Source organism: Photobacterium sp. GJ3 (genome assembly GCF_018199995.1).
Lineage (GTDB): Bacteria > Pseudomonadota > Gammaproteobacteria > Enterobacterales > Vibrionaceae > Photobacterium.
The window spans coordinates 641,320-658,762 of sequence record NZ_CP073578.1; the positions used below are offsets into that span (position 1 = coordinate 641,320).

Annotated in this window: 18 protein-coding genes; 17 read left to right on the top strand and 1 reads right to left on the bottom strand. The window is 51.7% G+C overall.

The window, feature by feature from the left end:
• Positions 1–135: 135 nt before the first annotated feature.
• The 6 genes from KDD30_RS02905 (at position 136) to secF (ending at position 6,817) form a co-directional block, all read left to right on the top strand.
• Positions 136–1,155 (top strand): serine protease, encoded by a 1,020-nt coding sequence (locus KDD30_RS02905; protein ID WP_211647315.1) that lies wholly within the window; start codon positions 136–138, stop codon positions 1,153–1,155.
• 94 nt (positions 1,156–1,249) lie between these two features.
• Positions 1,250–2,305 carry a tRNA preQ1(34) S-adenosylmethionine ribosyltransferase-isomerase QueA gene (gene queA, locus KDD30_RS02910; protein ID WP_211647316.1) on the top strand — a complete coding sequence of 352 codons (1,056 nt, stop codon included), beginning with the start codon at positions 1,250–1,252 and terminating at the stop codon, positions 2,303–2,305.
• 197 nt (positions 2,306–2,502) lie between these two features.
• Entirely contained in the window at positions 2,503–3,630 is a 1,128-nt protein-coding gene (gene tgt, locus KDD30_RS02915) for a tRNA guanosine(34) transglycosylase Tgt (RefSeq protein ID WP_211647317.1), read from the top strand.
• Between the two features lie 21 nt (positions 3,631–3,651).
• Complete coding sequence (yajC, locus tag KDD30_RS02920) at positions 3,652–3,987, top strand: preprotein translocase subunit YajC (RefSeq protein WP_211647318.1); 336 nt, start codon at positions 3,652–3,654, stop codon at positions 3,985–3,987.
• Positions 3,988–4,012: 25 nt separating this feature from the next.
• A complete protein-coding gene (gene secD, locus KDD30_RS02925) occupies positions 4,013–5,857 on the top strand; it encodes a protein translocase subunit SecD (RefSeq protein WP_211647319.1) in 1,845 nt (614 codons plus the stop codon).
• 12 nt (positions 5,858–5,869) lie between these two features.
• Complete coding sequence (gene secF / locus KDD30_RS02930; protein WP_211647320.1) at positions 5,870–6,817, top strand: protein translocase subunit SecF; 948 nt, start codon at positions 5,870–5,872, stop codon at positions 6,815–6,817.
• A 112-nt stretch (positions 6,818–6,929) separates the two neighbouring features.
• Here the strand turns inward: secF and suhB are convergent, their stop codons facing one another.
• Positions 6,930–7,730, bottom strand: a complete 801-nt coding sequence (gene suhB, locus KDD30_RS02935; RefSeq protein ID WP_211647321.1) for an inositol-1-monophosphatase — start codon at positions 7,728–7,730, stop codon at positions 6,930–6,932.
• A gap of 201 nt (positions 7,731–7,931) precedes the next feature.
• Between suhB and trmJ the strand changes: the two genes are divergently transcribed.
• The 11 genes from trmJ to pepB (KDD30_RS02990) all read left to right on the top strand — a co-directional run bounded on the left by trmJ (position 7,932) and on the right by pepB (KDD30_RS02990) (position 17,407).
• Entirely contained in the window at positions 7,932–8,672 is a 741-nt protein-coding gene (trmJ, locus tag KDD30_RS02940) for a tRNA (cytosine(32)/uridine(32)-2'-O)-methyltransferase TrmJ (RefSeq protein ID WP_211647322.1), read from the top strand.
• A 103-nt stretch (positions 8,673–8,775) separates the two neighbouring features.
• Positions 8,776–9,282 (top strand): Fe-S cluster assembly transcriptional regulator IscR, encoded by a 507-nt coding sequence (gene iscR, locus KDD30_RS02945; RefSeq protein ID WP_211647323.1) that lies wholly within the window; start codon positions 8,776–8,778, stop codon positions 9,280–9,282.
• A gap of 31 nt (positions 9,283–9,313) precedes the next feature.
• Positions 9,314–10,528 carry an IscS subfamily cysteine desulfurase gene (locus KDD30_RS02950; RefSeq protein ID WP_211647324.1) on the top strand — a complete coding sequence of 405 codons (1,215 nt, stop codon included), beginning with the start codon at positions 9,314–9,316 and terminating at the stop codon, positions 10,526–10,528.
• A gap of 32 nt (positions 10,529–10,560) precedes the next feature.
• Entirely contained in the window at positions 10,561–10,947 is a 387-nt protein-coding gene (gene iscU / locus KDD30_RS02955; RefSeq protein WP_046218868.1) for a Fe-S cluster assembly scaffold IscU, read from the top strand.
• Positions 10,948–10,967: 20 nt separating this feature from the next.
• Entirely contained in the window at positions 10,968–11,291 is a 324-nt protein-coding gene (gene iscA, locus KDD30_RS02960) for an iron-sulfur cluster assembly protein IscA (protein ID WP_211647325.1), read from the top strand.
• A gap of 80 nt (positions 11,292–11,371) precedes the next feature.
• The gene (gene hscB, locus KDD30_RS02965; RefSeq protein ID WP_211647326.1) at positions 11,372–11,890 is read left to right on the top strand and encodes a co-chaperone HscB; all 519 of its coding nucleotides are present in this window, start codon (positions 11,372–11,374) and stop codon (positions 11,888–11,890) included.
• 41 nt (positions 11,891–11,931) lie between these two features.
• A complete protein-coding gene (gene hscA / locus KDD30_RS02970) occupies positions 11,932–13,785 on the top strand; it encodes a Fe-S protein assembly chaperone HscA (RefSeq protein WP_211647327.1) in 1,854 nt (617 codons plus the stop codon).
• Positions 13,786–13,787: 2 nt separating this feature from the next.
• Complete coding sequence (fdx, locus tag KDD30_RS02975) at positions 13,788–14,126, top strand: ISC system 2Fe-2S type ferredoxin (RefSeq protein WP_211647328.1); 339 nt, start codon at positions 13,788–13,790, stop codon at positions 14,124–14,126.
• A gap of 87 nt (positions 14,127–14,213) precedes the next feature.
• Positions 14,214–14,414: a Fe-S cluster assembly protein IscX gene (gene iscX, locus KDD30_RS02980; RefSeq protein WP_305800642.1), complete on the top strand. Its 201-nt coding sequence runs from the start codon at positions 14,214–14,216 to the stop codon at positions 14,412–14,414.
• 355 nt (positions 14,415–14,769) lie between these two features.
• The gene (gene pepB, locus KDD30_RS02985) at positions 14,770–16,059 is read left to right on the top strand and encodes an aminopeptidase PepB (RefSeq protein WP_211647329.1); all 1,290 of its coding nucleotides are present in this window, start codon (positions 14,770–14,772) and stop codon (positions 16,057–16,059) included.
• Positions 16,060–16,129: 70 nt separating this feature from the next.
• On the top strand, positions 16,130–17,407 hold the full coding sequence (pepB, locus tag KDD30_RS02990) for an aminopeptidase PepB (RefSeq protein ID WP_211647330.1): 1,278 nt from the start codon (positions 16,130–16,132) through the stop codon (positions 17,405–17,407).
• Positions 17,408–17,443: the final 36 nt, after the last annotated feature.

Below are 17,443 nucleotides of genomic sequence, written 5' to 3' on the forward strand. Positions count from 1 at the left end.
TCGGGCCTTATACTTAACCCACTGTAGTTCATGAGGGTAGTAGTGATGAAGGCCCCCATCGATAAGTGCCTGTTATTCCTTCTATTATGTGTTTTTCATGTTTCTCCTGTTTTTGCTGAGACTGAGCCGCCGCCCATGGGGAACACGGAAAATCCACCTGAAGCCAGAATCATTGGCGGTATCTCCGCCATGCCGGGGGAAGTGCCCTGGCAGGCGTTCATCAGTATCGATTTCTCCAGCAACGGGACAGAAGCCTATCAGTGTGGGGGCGTGGTGGTTGATGCCAGAACTGTCCTGACAGCTGCCCATTGCATCATCAATGCCGGGCGAAGAGCGACACCTGAGCATGTCCGGGTCTGGGCCGGTATTACTTCACTGCTTGGGGCAACCAGTCGCAGCGTCACGCCCGTGAGCGCCATTACGGTCCATCCGGCTTATAACAGCAGTAATTTCAATCATGACATTGCCATATTGCAATTGGCGATGGATCTGCCCGAAGCGGCAATCCCTATCCAGATTGCGTCTGTAGCCACACAACAGCGAGCAGATAATGCGTTTGCCAATACCTGGGTGGTGAATGGTGATCGACCGGGAAACCTGCTGGTGACAGGGTGGGGCAGTACAACGCCAAATCCGGACGCACCCGGGGCAACGCAACTTCAGCAAACCTTGTTATCCGGTGTGCCGGACAGGAACTGCGACATGCTGTGGGGCAGTTCGGTGAATCCGCAGGTGTACCGTATTTTTGTGTGTGCTTCTCCCCCTTCTCCCCGGTTGTCGCGGGACAGTTGTTATGGTGATTCCGGCGGGCCGCTGGTTTGGCAGGATCCGCAGGCGAGCAGTGATCCGGACTTCGGCCTGCGTCTGGTCGGGCTGGTGAGCTTCGGCGAAGGATGTGCCGGAAACCTGCCGGGCGTCTATACACAAGTGTCAACCTATCTGGATTGGATTGCCGCGGTAGTGGGCAGCGGTTTTGTCGCAACCCCGGCTTCCGTTTTTGCCATGAATCCTTTTTTGAAAGATTACAGTCAGGCCGGGCTGGAGAACTTTAATGTTCAGAGCAGTGGCGGCGGCGGAGATGACAGTGGTGGTGGTCTGTCGTTGTTGATTTTACTGGCCCTGACTGGGCTGGCCATCCTGCGAACCCGACGCTGACAACTGAGCAAAGTATTTCATCCCATTTCTGCGGGCTTGATCTTGCAGTAAGGCAGCCTATACTAGCTGCCTGCTGTAAGTTAGGGCCCAAAAAATGCAAGTTTCAGATTTTCACTTTGACCTTCCCGATGAATTGATCGCGCGATATCCGCAACCTGAGCGGTCTGCGAGCCGTTTACTGCAATTAGACGGCAATAGCGGTGAGATTGCGCATCAATCGTTTAAAAATGTGTTGGATCTGGTTCAGCCAGGTGACTTGCTAGTGTTTAACAACACGCGAGTGATTCCGGCACGTCTGTTCGGCCGTAAGGCAAGTGGCGGTAAGCTGGAAGTTCTGGTTGAGCGGCTGCTGGATGATCAAAGCATTCTGGCACATGTTCGTGCTTCAAAGGCACCGAAGCCGGGTACACAACTGCTGCTGGGCGAAAACGATGAATTCGAAGCCGAAATGGTTGCCCGCCATGACGCTCTGTTTGAAATTCGATTCAACAGCGAGCTGACCGTACTGGACATTCTGGAACAGGTCGGCCATATGCCATTGCCGCCTTATATCGACCGCCCGGACGAAGATGCAGACAAAGAGCGTTATCAGACCGTCTATAACGCTAAGCCAGGTGCGGTTGCAGCACCGACGGCTGGACTTCATTTTGATGATCAGCTGCTGGCAGACATCAAAGCCAAAGGCGTTGAATTTGCTTTTGTGACCCTGCATGTTGGTGCGGGAACATTCCAGCCGGTTCGCGTTGATAACATTCATGACCATCACATGCATGCGGAATACGTAGAAGTACCGCAGGAGGTTGTCGATGCGATTCAGGCAACCCGTGCTCGGGGCGGTCGCGTGATTGCAGTGGGCACTACTTCAGTTCGTTCACTGGAAAGTGCAGCACAGGATGCCCTGAAAAACGGCACTGAACTGGTCCCGTTCTTTGGCGACACCGACATTTTCATTTTCCCGGGCTACGAATTCCAGTTGGTGGACGTATTGATTACGAACTTCCATCTGCCGGAATCAACACTGATCATGCTGGTCAGTGCTTTTGCGGGATATGAGCACACCATGAATGCTTATCGTCAGGCGGTTGCAGAGCAGTACCGCTTCTTCAGTTATGGGGATTCCATGCTGATCACGCGGCGGCAGGCTGAATAAAAAACCTTCGGTTAGCGACATGTTTTTGCTTTGTGGCAATCCGTGTCGAACTTTCCCCGAATCTGACTGTCTGGCTTTCAGCCGGACAGTTTTCGATCTCATGGCAGATCACTGTTGCATCAGGCGAAGGGCCTTTTGCATAAACCTGGGTCGTCAGACCTGAATGTCAGACTGTTTCTCTGGCAATTGGAGGCTTTGTGAAATTTGAATTAGATAAATCTCTGGGACGTGCTCGTCGCGGCCGTCTGGTATTTGAACGCGGTACCGTAGAAACGCCGGCATTTATGCCTGTGGGAACTTATGGCACCGTCAAAGGAATGACACCGGAAGAAGTCAAAGAAACGGGTGCTCAGATCCTGCTGGGGAACACCTTCCACCTGTGGCTGCGTCCGGGTCAGGAAGTGATGAAGCTGCATGGCGACCTGCATGATTTCATGCAATGGCAAGGTCCGATTCTGACGGATTCAGGCGGCTTCCAGGTGTTCAGTCTGGGGGATATCCGTAAGATCACTGAAGAAGGCGTTCATTTCCGTAACCCGGTGAATGGCGACAAGATCTTTATGGATGCCGAGAAATCCATGGAAATTCAGTACGACCTGGGGTCAGATGTCGTGATGATTTTCGATGAATGTACACCGTACCCGGCGACGCACGAAGAAGCCAAGCAATCGATGGAAATGTCACTGCGCTGGGCCAAACGCAGCCGGAACCATTTCGATAAACTGGGTAATGAGAACGCACTGTTCGGCATTGTTCAGGGTGGCGTGTATGAAGATCTGCGTGATGTGTCCGTGAAGGGCCTGACGGAGATTGGTTTTGATGGTTACGCGGTGGGTGGTCTGGCCGTTGGTGAACCGAAAGAAGACATGCACCGTGTACTGGAGCATACCTGTCCGCAACTGCCGGAAGATAAGCCACGTTACCTGATGGGTGTGGGCAAGCCGGAAGACCTGGTGGAAGGTGTGCGTCGCGGCATCGACATGTTTGACTGTGTGATGCCAACCCGGAACGCACGTAACGGTCACCTGTTTGTCACTGGTGGTGTGATCAAGATCCGCAATGCGAAACATAAAACGGATACAAGTCCACTGGATCCGCATTGTGACTGTTACACTTGTCGCAATTATTCGAAGGCGTATCTGTACCATCTGGATAAATGTAATGAAATTTTGGGTGCGCGCCTTAATACAATCCACAACTTACGTTACTATCAGCGTTTGATGGAAAGCATTCGTCAGGCGATTGAAGAAGATCGTTTCGACGCATTCGTAGAAGAGTTCTACGCGCGCCGGAACCGAGAAGTTCCACCGTTGAAAGACATTTAACTATAACGAGGACGTGAATAAATGAGTCTTTTTGTTTCTCAAGCACATGCTGCTGCTGAAGGTGCACCACAGGGTGGCGGCATGCAACTGTTCATCATGCTGGGCCTGTTTGCAGTCATTTTCTATTTCATGATCTACCGTCCGCAGGCGAAGCGGGTGAAAGAGCATAAAAACCTGATGTCTTCCATGGGCAAAGGGGATGAAGTGCTGACGAATGGTGGCCTGGTTGGCAAAATCACCAAAGTGTCTGAAGAAAATGACTACATTGTGATCGCACTGAATGACACCACTGAAGTGACAATCAAGAAAGATTTTGTTTCTGCGGTTCTGCCAAAGGGCACAATGAAATCTCTGTAATTTATGGCTTTGAAGGATCTTCTCAGTGTTAAACCGGTATCCCTTGTGGAAGAACCTGATGGTAGTGTTCGCACTGCTGATCGGTTTGCTTTATGCACTTCCCAATGTGTACGGTGAAGATCCAGCGATCCAAATCTCCGGGGCGCGTGGCGCCTCGGTAGATATGTCAGCGCTGGATAAAGTCACCGCGCAACTTAATCAAGATAATCTCTCCTACAAATCTATCGCATTCGAAAATGGGACTATTCTGGTCCGGTTCCAAGACACTGAGACGCAAATCAGTGCCCGCGATTTAATGAATCAATCTTTGGGTGATGACTACGTTGTTGCTCTCAACCTTGCCCCATCGACGCCCCAGTGGCTGGAAATGCTGGGGGCAACACCGATGAAACTTGGTCTTGACCTGCGTGGTGGTGTTCATTTCCTGATGGAAGTGGATATGGATGCGGCCATGGAAAAGCTGCTGACCCAACAGGAAGAGGCGTTCCGTACCGAGCTGCGTGAAGCCCGCATTCGCTACCGTTCGATTGATGTAAAAGAGAATGGTGTTGAAGTGCGCCTGCGTAATGAAGAGCAGGTTCAGCAGGCAAGACGTGAACTGTCCAAGTTACATCAGGATATGCTGTTCAGCGAAGGCAGCGGTTTCGCATTGAATGCACAATTTACCGAAGGCCGTTTGCAGGAAATCCGCAATTACGCCGTTGCTCAGAACATTACGATTCTGCGTAACCGGGTGAATGAACTGGGTGTTGCCGAGCCGCTGGTTCAGCGTCAGGGTGCGAACCGTATTGTTGTTGAATTACCGGGTGTTCAGGATACTGCTCGTGCGAAAGAGATTCTGGGAGCGACTGCGACCCTGGAATTCCGTGAAGTAGACACCGGGGTCGATTTGGCTGCGGCTGCGTCAGGACGCGTACCGCCAGGCAGCGAAGTGAAAACCTCGCGTGAAGGCAACCCGGTTGTCCTGAAAAAACGCGTGATTCTTGAAGGTGCACACATCACAGACTCCACTTCCGGAAGTGATGAATATGGCCGTCCTCAGGTCAGCATCAAGCTGGACAGCGAAGGTGGCAGTAAAATGACCGCTTTCTCACGGAGTAACGTGGGTAAGCTGATGGCCACGCTGTTTATCGAATATAAAGACAGCGGCAAGCGCACTCCGGAAGGTAAAGTGATTCTGGAGAAACATGAAGAAGTGATCAACCAGGCCACGATTCAGACGGTGCTGGGACGTGACTTCCGGATTACGGGAATTGATACCCCGGCTGAAGCGCAAAATCTGTCTCTGCTGCTCCGTGCCGGTGCACTGATCGCCCCAATCTCAATTGTTGAAGAACGGACGATTGGTCCATCAATGGGACAGCAAAACATCGACATGGGAATCCAGGCTTGTATTTGGGGCATGGTCGCGGTGATGTTGTTCACCCTGATGTACTACCGCAAGTTCGGTCTGATCGCCAATCTGGCACTGGCGATGAACCTGGTTCTGATCATTGGTGTGATGTCGATGATTCCGGGGGCGACGATGACGTTGCCGGGGATCGCCGGTATTGTTCTGACCGTCGGTATGGCGGTGGATGCCAACGTCTTGATCTTCGAGCGGATTCGTGAAGAGCTGCGCGAAGGACGGAGTCCGCAACAGGCGATTCAGCAAGGTTACGCGAATGCCTTCAGTACGATTGCAGATGCCAACATTACCACGTTAATCACCGCGATCATCCTGTTTGCGGTGGGAACCGGGGCAATCAAAGGCTTCGCAGTCACCCTGTCTATCGGTATTCTGACGTCAATGTTTACGGCCATTATCGGGACCCGCATGCTGGTGAACCTGCTGTATGGCGGCAAACGTATCGATAAGTTGTCGATCTAAGGAGACGCTGACATGTTTCAAATCTTGAAAGCGGATAAAGTGATCGACTTTATGCGTTGGTCAAAACTGGCCTTTGTGTTGTCTGCCGTCATGATCATTGCCTCGATTGGCGTGGTTGCGACCAAAGGTATGAACTGGGGGCTGGACTTTACCGGTGGTACGCTGATTGAAGTCGGCTTTGAGAATCCGGCTGATCTGGAGCAAATTCGTCAATCACTGGAAACAGCTGGTTTTGGCGATGCGATCGTTCAGAACTTTGGCACGGCCCGTGATGTCATGGTGCGTTTGCAGCCGCGTGAAGGCGTTGCTGGCGAAACACTGGGTAATCAGGTGCTGGATGCCCTGCGCGATGGGACTCATCAGCAAGTGGAAATGCGACGGATCGAGTTTGTTGGCCCGAATGTTGGTGATGAACTGGCAGAAGCGGGCGGTATGGCGATTCTGGTCTCGTTGATTTGTATTTTGCTTTACGTTTCCATGCGCTTTGAATGGCGTTTGGCTGCGGGTGCTGTTCTGTCACTGGCGCACGATGTCATTATCACGATCGGCATCTTTTCTCTGCTGCAGATTGAAGTTGACCTGACCATTGTTGCAGCACTGCTGACTGTTGTCGGTTACTCACTCAACGATACCATCGTTGTGTTCGACCGGATTCGTGAAAACTTCCGGAAGATGCGTAAAGGTGGCCCGGCAGATATCATGAACAACTCCATCACACAAACATTAAGCCGGACGCTGATCACGTCAGGAACAACCTTGTTTGTTGTGATTGCACTGTTCATGAAAGGCGGCACCATGATCCACGGTTTTGCAACCGCATTGCTGATTGGTATCACGGTCGGTACTTACTCCTCTATTTATGTGGCTTCTGCACTGGCGCTGAAATTGGGGATTACCCGTGAGCACTTGATGCCACCAAAAGTTGAGAAGGAAGGCGAAGAATTTGATGCGATACCTTAAGGCAGTTATCTGGTGGTCAGCTCGATGACCACTGTTCTTCAGTCGAAAAAAAGCCCCGGCCATTAACCGGGGCTTTTTCAGTTCTGAGCTCCCTGTTCGGGATCAGTCAGACTTATTTCTTCAGCGCTTCACTGCCGTGTTCACGGATCTTGGACAGAATCGGTTTCACAACACGAACGTTACCTGCCACGATGTTACCGGACACCAGGTAGTTTGTATTACCAGTGAAGTCAGTACAAATTGCGCCTGCTTCACGTGCAATCAGTTCACCTGCAGCCATTTCCCATGGCTTTTGGCCCAGTTTGAAAACGCCGTCAACACGACCAGCTGCCAGATAACACAGATCCAGCGCAGTCGAACCGGACTGACGCATATCATCACATTCAATGAACATGGCGTGTTGAATTTTTGAATAGCTTTCAGCGTGTTGTTTTGCCGCAAAAGGCAGGCCAGTTGCCAGAATGGTACCGGTCAGGTCACGTGGCTGAGAGGCACGGATACGCTGGTTGTTCAGCTGAGCGCCAGAACCACGGGTTGCAGTGAACAGTTCGTTACGGGAAGGATCGTAAACAGCAGCAACTTCGGTGCGGCCACGCATGCGCAGGGCAACAGAAATTGCAAAGTGCGGCAAGCCGCGAACGAAGTTATTGGTGCCATCCACCGGGTCGATGATCCATTGGCATTCTTTGTCACGGCCTTCCTTTGTGCCAGACTCAGCACCCACGATACAGTGCTCAGGATAGGATTTCAGAATCGTGTCGATGATCATCGCTTCTGCTTCGTGATCGATATTGGTGACAACATCGTTGCCTTTTTTACTGACTTCAATGCCTTGTGGTTTTTCTAAAGACTTAGCGACATGGTCACCGGCTTTACGTACAGCACGGATCGCGATATTGAGCATCGGATGCATAGGATCTTCCCAACGGATGTTAAAGAACTAAAAAGCGGCGGGGAGTATATCAGAGACTGTGCAAAAGGGAAGCGGTTATTTTTCGTACGAAACTGGCTGTGCAGATCTGTCCAATATCTCTCTAATAATGTTTTCCCCACTTTATGATTGGCTGTGCTAAAATCCCCCGGTTTTGGAATCAGAGTTGGAAAACACACCTTCATGTTAGAGCAAATCCGCGTGGTGCTGGTGGGCACATCTCATTCAGGAAATATTGGTTCAGCGGCACGCGCCATGAAAGTGATGGGATTAAGTCAGTTGGTGCTGGTTGAACCGGCCTGTGAAATTGACGGACAGGCAATCGCACTGGCTGCCGGTGCGGCAGATATCGTTGAAAACGCCAGAATTGTGAGCAGCCTGGACGAGGCGATAGCCGATTGCGGTCTGGTGATTGGCTCCAGTGCGCGCTCCCGCAGCCTGGAATGGCCGCAACTGAATCCGCGAGAGTGCGGTCTTCAATCGATTGAAGAAGCGCCTTCTCATCCGGTCGCGCTGTTGTTCGGACGTGAGCGGACCGGCCTGACCAACGAGGAGCTGCAAAAGTGCCACTGCCATGTGTATATTCCGGCAAACCCAGAGTATAGCTCGCTGAATCTTGCCATGGCGGTACAGACAATCAGTTATGAAGTCCGGATGGCTTATCTGGCCAAAGAAGCACAGGCATTCCCTGCAGAAGAGACGTTGCCGGAATATCCGAGAACCATGGAACTGGAAAAGTTCTTTGACCATTTGCAGGAAGTCATGGCGCAGACCCAGTTTATCAGCAACCGTTCCGGCATGGTGATGCAAAAACTTCGCCGATTGTTTGTCCGGGCCAGACCGGAAGAACAGGAGCTGAATATTCTGCGTGGCATCCTGTCTTCAGTGCAAAAATCCCTCTCAGGACAGAAAAAACAGCCATAAATGAACAAGATAAAACCTGACTGTTTTACTCAGGTATATACTTGACCAAATTAGTCAGGTATGCGACACTGCTGCCATAGATTGAAGTGGGTAGCGGTGTGTTATGAGATTGACATCAAAAGGACGGTATGCAGTCACAGCCATGTTAGATGTGGCACTGCATTCTCAGGAAGGTCCGGTGCCTCTGGCTGATATTTCAGAGCGCCAGGGGATATCACTGTCTTATCTTGAGCAATTATTTGCTCGCTTGCGCAAAGCCGGTTTGGTTGCGAGTGTTCGCGGACCTGGTGGCGGCTATCGCTTGGGTGAAGAAGCAGATCAGATTGCAGTGGGCACTGTCATTGCTGCTGTCGACGAATCTGTTGATGCAACGAAATGTCATGGGAAAGGCGATTGTCAGGGCGGCGTACGCTGTCTGACCCATACCCTCTGGCATGATTTGAGCACCCGAATCAGTGACTTCCTGAACAATATTACGCTCGGTGAGCTGATGCAGGATAATGACGTTATCGAAGTTTCGGATCGTCAGGACCAACGCCTTCAGAAATCGTCCTTTGGAAATAAAAATACACACGACAGCGCCACTATAGGTGTCGATGTTCGCTCCTAGCGCCCAGCGGCCCGTGTTTTTGGAGATGAAGATGAAACTGCCAATATATTTAGATTATTCTGCTACTTGCCCTGTTGATCCACGTGTTGCCGAGAAAATGGTGCAATGCATGACAATGGACGGAAACTTCGGTAACCCGGCGTCCCGTTCTCACCGTTTCGGCTGGCAAGCCGAAGAAGCAGTTGATACTGCCCGTGAGCAAGTGGCTGACCTGCTGAATGCTGATCCACGCGAGATCGTATTCACGTCAGGTGCAACAGAATCTGATAATTTGGCGATTAAAGGTGTCGCACACTTTTACGCGAAGAAAGGTAAGCACATCATTACCTGCAAAACCGAGCACAAAGCAGTTCTGGACCCATGTCGTCAACTGGAGCGTGAAGGCTTCGAGGTGACTTATCTGGAGCCTGAAACCAATGGTCTGATCGATCTGGCGAAATTGCGTGATGCCATTCGTGAAGACACCATTCTGGTTTCTATCATGCACGTGAACAATGAAATCGGTGTGATTCAAGACATCACAGCGATCGGTGAAATCTGCCGTGAAAACGGTGTGATTTGCCACGTGGACGCTGCGCAATCTGCAGGCAAACTGCCAATTGATGTTCAGGAAATGAAAGTTGACCTGATCTCTCTGTCTGCACACAAAGTTTATGGCCCGAAAGGGATTGGCGCACTTTATGTTCGTCGTAAGCCGCGTATCCGTCTGGAAGCGCAGATGCATGGTGGTGGTCATGAGCGCGGTATGCGTTCAGGGACTCTGGCAACGCATCAGATCGTGGGCATGGGCGAAGCATTCCGTATTGCAAAAGAAGATATGGAAAAAGATCGTCAGCACGCACTGGCGCTGCGCAACCGCCTGCTGGACGGTGTGAACGACATCGAAGCGATGACGGTCAACGGTGACCTGGAACAACGTGTTCCGCACAACCTGAACATCAGCTTTGCTTTTGTTGAAGGTGAGTCGCTGTTGATGGCGCTGAAAGACCTGGCGGTTTCTTCAGGTTCTGCCTGTACTTCTGCAAGTCTGGAGCCTTCTTATGTACTGCGTGCATTGGGTCTGGACGACGAGCTGGCACACAGTTCAATCCGCTTCTCTTTCGGTCGATTCACAACTGAAGAAGAAGTAGACTACGCAATTTCGCAAATCAGTTCCGCAGTCAACAAACTGCGTGAGATGTCACCGCTTTGGGATATGTACAAAGAGGGAATCGATCTGAACACAGTTGAGTGGGCGCACCACTAAGTTGCGATCTGCACGAATTCGAGGATACTACCATGGCATATAGTGACAAAGTAATTGATCATTATGAGAATCCACGTAACGTGGGCTCTTTTGACAAAGATGACAAAAACATCGGTAGCGGTATGGTGGGTGCACCAGCCTGTGGCGATGTGATGAAACTGCAAATCAAGGTATCGGATGAAGGTATCATTGAAGATGCACGCTTTAAAACATACGGTTGTGGTTCAGCAATCGCATCCAGCTCTCTGATCACTGAGTGGGTTAAAGGGAAGACACTGGACGAAGCTGCATCGATCAAAAACTCAGCCATTGCTGAAGAGCTGGAATTACCTCCTGTGAAGGTACACTGCTCGATTCTGGCTGAGGACGCCATCAAGGCGGCAGTCAGCGATTACAAAAAGAAACATCAAAGCAATTAATGAAATAAGGGTTGTTGTATATGGCCATTACCATCACTGAAGCGGCGGCGAGCCGTGTTGCGGCTTTTCTGGAAAATCGAGGCAAAGGCATTGGCTTGCGCCTGGGGGTCCGGACATCAGGATGTTCTGGTATGGCCTATGTCCTTGAGTTCGTTGACGAACTGGATGAAGGAGATCAGATTTTCGAGCAACATGGTGTGAAAGTCATCGTGGATGCCAAAAGTCTGGTTTATCTGGAAGGGACAGAACTGGATTTTGCCAAAGAAGGGCTGAATGAAGGTTTTCAATTCAACAACCCGAATGTATCCAGCGAATGTGGTTGTGGTGAAAGCTTCAACGTTTAATATTTGCTGACGGCAGACCCTGCCAGGGCGCGGACCTTCAGTGCCGCGCTACTTGCTTGTAAACCGATATCAGACGCCATATGAATCATTTCGAACTCTTTGGGCTACCTTTCCAATTTGAATTGGACGGTAGCCTTCTTGCCACTCGCTTCCGCGAATTACAACGCCGATTCCATCCGGATAACTTTGCGACCGCTTCAGAGCGTGATCGATTGATGGCTGTCCAGAAGGCAGCGCAAATCAATGATGCATTTCAGACGCTGAAAAATCCGGTATCCCGTGCGGAATATATGCTGGCAGAGAACGGCGTAGATATTCGTGCAGAGCAGCAAACCTTGCAGGATCCAGAATTTCTGATGCAGCAAATGGAACTGCGCGAAGCTTTGGAAGAGATTCCTTCCGCTGCTGATCCACAAGCAGCTCTGTTTGATTTTGATCTGCAGGCCGTACATTTGCAAAAAGCCCAGCTCAGTGAGCTGAAGACCCTGCTGGAATCCGGTGAGTGGGAACCAGCAGCCGTTGCAGTGCGAAAACTGAAGTTTATCGACAAACTGCGTACTGAAGTCGAGCGTCTTGAAGAGACGATGTTCGACGACTAACTCTTTCAACCCTATTCCAGCGAAAGCCCACAGGAAGGACAATGGCACTGTTACAGATTGCTGAACCCGGTCAAAGTGCTGCACCGCATGAACATAAACTCGCGGTGGGAATTGATCTGGGAACAACCAACTCCCTCGTTGCTGCGGTCCGTAGCGGCGTGGCTGAGACTCTGCCAGACGAGCAAGGCAAGTCAATTTTACCCTCTGTCGTTCATTACGATGCGGACACGATTCGCGTGGGTGAACCCGCAAAATCACTCGCCCAGCAAGATCCGGCGAATACTATCATCTCTGTAAAGCGAATGATGGGACGTTCTCTGGCTGATATTCAGCAACGTTATCCGAATCTGCCTTATCAGTTTGAAGCGTCTGAGTCTGGCTTACCTCAGGTCGTGACCCGCCGGGGGAAAGTGAATCCGGTTCAGGTGTCTGCTGATATCCTGAAACACTTGAGTGAGCGTGCTAAAGCGACTCTGGGTGGCGATCTTGAAGGTGTGGTGATTACGGTCCCTGCATATTTTGATGACGCTCAGCGCGCCGGTACTAAAGATGCTGCAGCGCTGGCCAATCTCAAGGTCCTGCGTTTACTGAATGAACCGACAGCGGCGGCAATTGCGTATGGCCTGGATTCAGGTCAGGAAGGCGTGATTGCTGTCTATGACCTGGGTGGGGGGACTTTCGATATCTCCATTCTGCGTTTGTCGAAAGGTGTTTTCGAAGTTCTGGCAACGGGTGGCGATACCGCATTGGGCGGGGATGACTTTGACCATCTGCTGAGTGACTGGATTCTTGCCCAGAGCGGCCACGAAGCTGCACTGACGGCGTCTGAACGCCGTGCGCTGCACGATGTCTCTACCGCTGCCAAAATCACACTGTCTGATCAGGATCAGGCTGACATTGATGTGCTGGGCTGGCAGGGTACGATTTCCCGGGCACAGTTTGATGCGCTGATTCAGCCATTAGTGAAAAAGACTTTGATGTCTTGCCGTCGCGCTGTAAAAGATGCCGGCATCGATCTGGATGAAGTGATTGAAACCGTCATGGTTGGCGGGTCAACCCGAGTTCCGTTGGTACGGGATATGGTTGGCGGTTTCTTCGGAAAAACGCCACTGACCTCAATCGATCCGGATAAAGTGGTTGCGATTGGTGCTGCGATTCAGGCGGATATTCTGGCTGGTAATAAGCCTGATTCAGAAATGCTGCTGCTGGATGTGATCCCGCTTTCTCTGGGTATCGAAACCATGGGTGGCATGATTGAGAAAATTATTCCACGCAATACGACAATCCCTGTGGCTCGTGCACAAGAGTTCACCACGTTTAAAGATGGCCAGACAGCGATGTCGGTACATGTGGTGCAGGGTGAGCGGGAAATGGTCGCAGATTGCCGTTCCCTGGCGCGCTTTACCCTGCGTGGTATTCCGGCCATGGCAGCGGGCGCGGCGCACATTCGCGTGACCTATCAGGTAGATGCGGATGGGCTGCTGTCGGTGACCGCGATGGAGAAAAGTTCTGGTGTTCAGTCATCTATTCAGGTCAAACCTTCTTATGGTCTGACGGATAACGAAATCGCCGACATGATCCGCGACTCAATGACACATGCCCGTGAAGATAAAGACGCGCGTGCGCTTGCCGAACAGCGTGTCGAAGCGGACCGTGTGCTTGAGGGGCTGATTGCTGCGCTGGCTGCCGATGGCGAGACGCTGTTGTCGAAAGAAGAGCGTGAAGCACTGGAAGCCGTGATGATGGAGCTGGTTCAATTGCGACAGGGTGATGATCCGCGCGCCATTGAAGCCGGTATTAAGAAAACAGATAAAGCAAGCCAGGAATTTGCCGCGCGCCGGATGGATAAATCCATTCGAGAGGCACTGGCCGGTCAATCGATTGATGAGGTTTAGGCATGCCTAAAATTGTTGTATTACCCCATGTAGAACTTTGCCCGGAGGGGGCGGTACTGGAAGCCAAGACAGGTGAGACCGTACTGGATGTTGCCCTGCGTAATGGGATTGGCATTGAGCATGCCTGTGAGAAATCCTGTGCTTGTACAACCTGTCACATTGTCATCCGCGAGGGTTTTGACTCTCTGGAAGAAAGTGAAGAACTGGAAGATGACATGCTGGATAAAGCTTGGGGGCTGGAGCCAGAATCCCGTCTGGGTTGTCAGGCCAAAGTGGCTGATGAAGATTTGGTTGTAGAGATTCCACGCTACACCATCAATCTGGCCAGCGAAAACCACTAATTTCCCTCCAGCCCGTTCACGTGCCGTGAGCGGGCTTGCTACACTCTAAAGACTTCTTCTTTTCATCAAAGACCTGCAGGTGAAATTATGGGACTGAAGTGGACGGATTCAAGAGAACTTGCCTTAGCATTAATCGATGCGCATCCGGATATTGATCCCCAGCAAATCCATTTTGTGGACTTGAGAGATTGGATTCTGGCGTTGGACGTCTTCGATGATGATCCGAAACACTGCGGTGAAAAAGTGTTAGAAGCGGTACAAATGTGCTGGATGGAGGAAATGGACTGACGTTGATTGCAACAATAGTCGATCATTCTCTTAATCTTGCTGCAAATGCCTTGTTTATTTGTGGTTTTGTCGGCAAGGTGAACCAATCGCTTACGATTTTCAGTTCAGGCCAATCATTTACCTGTAACTGATAAAGCTATTCAGCGGGCCCTGAGGTCCGCTTTGTTGTTTTTTCGCACGGCTTATCTTGCTTCTTGCCGGAGCGACCCCCATAACCATGGATATTTGAAGGGCGATGCAGTGCATTGACCTGAAAAAGCATGACCCACGGGTGCAGAGCCAGGTGCTCTGATGAGATAAGCATGCCGTCGGCTGTGTTGAACACGGTATCCGGCGATGATTCGAGGAGTTTTTCATGTCTGCCACTATGTCAGTCTTCCTGACCGAAGAAACCGCAGCAGCGCAATGGGGCGAGAACGCCCTGATTTCCTTTACTGCTGAAGGTGTCCAAATTCATATCACCAATGATGATGTGCTCAACACAATTCAGCGGGCCGGTCGCCTGCTGGACGGGCAGGGGATTAAGCAGGTTAGCCTCAGCGGAGAGGACTGGGATCTGGAAACGATCTGGTCGTTTATTCAGGGACACCGGAACGCGAAGGCGGGCAATCAGGTCAGTTGGACTTCACTGGAAGATGCCGACGAAGCTGAACTTCAGGCGCGTCTGACTGCAACCAATTGGGTGCGCGATATCATCAACCAGAGTGCCGAGGTGGTGAATCCGTCACACCTGGCAAATCGCGCGGGCGAATTTATCAAATCACTGGCCCCGGATCAGGTCACTTATAAAGTGATCAAAGGCAATGACTTGCTGGATGAAGGCTGGGTGGGCATTCACACGGTCGGCCGGGGTTCTGAGCGTTCGCCTGCAATGCTGATTCTGGATTACAACCCAACGGGGGATGCAGAAGCACCTGTGTTCGCTTGTCTGGTCGGTAAGGGCATTACCTTTGACTCCGGCGGTTACAGCATGAAACCGTCTGCCGGTATGGCTTCGATGAAAGCCGACATGGGTGGTTCAGCCATGGCGACCGGTGGTCTTGCACTGGCGATTGCCCGTGGCGTAGAAAAGCGGATCAAGCTGGTTCTGTGCTGCGCTGAAAACATGGTGTCTGGTCGTGCCTTTAAACTGGGTGACATCATTACCTATAAAAATGGCAAGACGGTTGAAATCCTTAATACCGACGCCGAAGGCCGACTGGTACTGGCTGATGGCCTGATTTACGCCAGTGCCCAGAAGCCAAGCCTGATTATTGACTGTGCGACCCTGACGGGTGCTGCGAAAAATGCACTGGGCAATGACTATCATGCACTGTTCAGCTTTGATCACGGCATGGCGCAAAGAGCGCTGATCGCGGCCAGTGAAGAGCATGAAGGCCTGTGGCCGCTGCCGCTGGGCGAGCACCACCGTCGGATGATGCCGTCCGGTTTTGCGGATCTGGCTAATATTTCAAGCGGTGATTTTATGCCAGGCGCCAGCACTGCGGCGGCATTCCTGTCTTACTTTGTCGAAGACTACAAACAAGGCTGGTTGCATTTAGACTGCAGCGGCACATACCGCAAGTCAGCCAGTGATAAGTGGGGCGTCGGTGCAACAGGCATGGGTGTGCGCACACTGGCAAATCTTCTGGCGCAGGACATTTAACTTTATCTTTGAATTGAATTGACGCACAACAGGTCAGCCTGTTGTGCGTTTTAACGCAGGGAATACCGTTATGCTTACCGTATTACTTTCCGCTGAACCGAGTCAGGGTGTCTGGGGCGACAAGGCGCTGGTTTCTTATCACAACGATAGTGCAGTGATTCACTTTCAGGGTGATTTTGTGCTGCGTCGCATCCAGCAGGCTGCCCGCCAACTGTCCAACCAGGGAGCAACGCAGGTTAGCCTGAGCGGCGATGGCTGGAGCTATGAGCGTCAGTGGGCGTTCTATTGTGGCTTTGTTGCACCCCGGAAAGCTGTTGAAGTGCAGTGGGCATCCGACGATGAAGATGAAATCGAACTGCTGAATGCGCGCCGCCGCAGTGCGGAGTGGGTGCGCCAGGTGGTGAACGCGACCCCGGAAGATATGTATCCGGAGAAGCTGGCGAAAGACGCAGTTGCCTTCCTGGAAAATATTGCTGGCAACCACATCAGCCATGACATTCTGGTGGGTGACGAACTGCTGAGCGAAGGCTGGATCGGGACACACAGTGTTGGCCGCGCGAGCAGCCGCCCGCCAGTCATGCTGACGCTGGATTACAACCCGACTGGCGACGCCGATGCCCCGATTCATGCTTGTCTGGTCGGGAAAGGGATCACGTTCGATTCCGGTGGTTACAGCATCAAGCCAAGTGCAGGCATGGTTGCGATGAAATGTGACATGGGCGGTGCAGCGACCGTTGCAGCAGCACTGGCTTATGCAATTGAGCAGGGCCTGAAGAAGCGTGTGAAACTGATTTTGTGCTGTGCAGAAAACATGGTTGCCGGGAACGCCTATAAACTGGGCGACGTGCTGACTTACAAGAATGGCCTGACGGTAGAAGTTGTGAATACAGATGCGGAAGGTCGTCTGGTTCTGGCTGATGGCCTGATCAAAGCCAGCGAAATGAAAGCGCCATTGATCATTGATGCCGCGACGCTGACAGGCGCAGCGATGATGGCCGTTGGTCAGGACTACAATGCTATTTTCTCGATGCAACCTGAACTGCTGAGAAAAGCGCAGCAGTTGTCTGAACTGGTCAATGAACCTGCATGGCCGTTACCGCTGCAGAAATGGCACCAGAGCTATTGCCCGTCAGACTATGCGGATACCGCGAACAGCCGGACGGTGAAAGGCGGTGGTATGGGCGGCGCTTCGAATGCGGCAGCGTTCCTGTCTCGTTTCGTCAGTGATGACAGCCGCTGGGTACATTTTGACCTGGCTTCCTGCTTCCGGGATGGTGCGGATACCCGTTGGGCAGCTGGCGCGACCGGTCTGGGGGTAGCGAATATTGCTGCCTTGCTGTTACAGTAAGGCTCAGAGGGCAGGGAAGCCTGCCCGCCTGAAGTG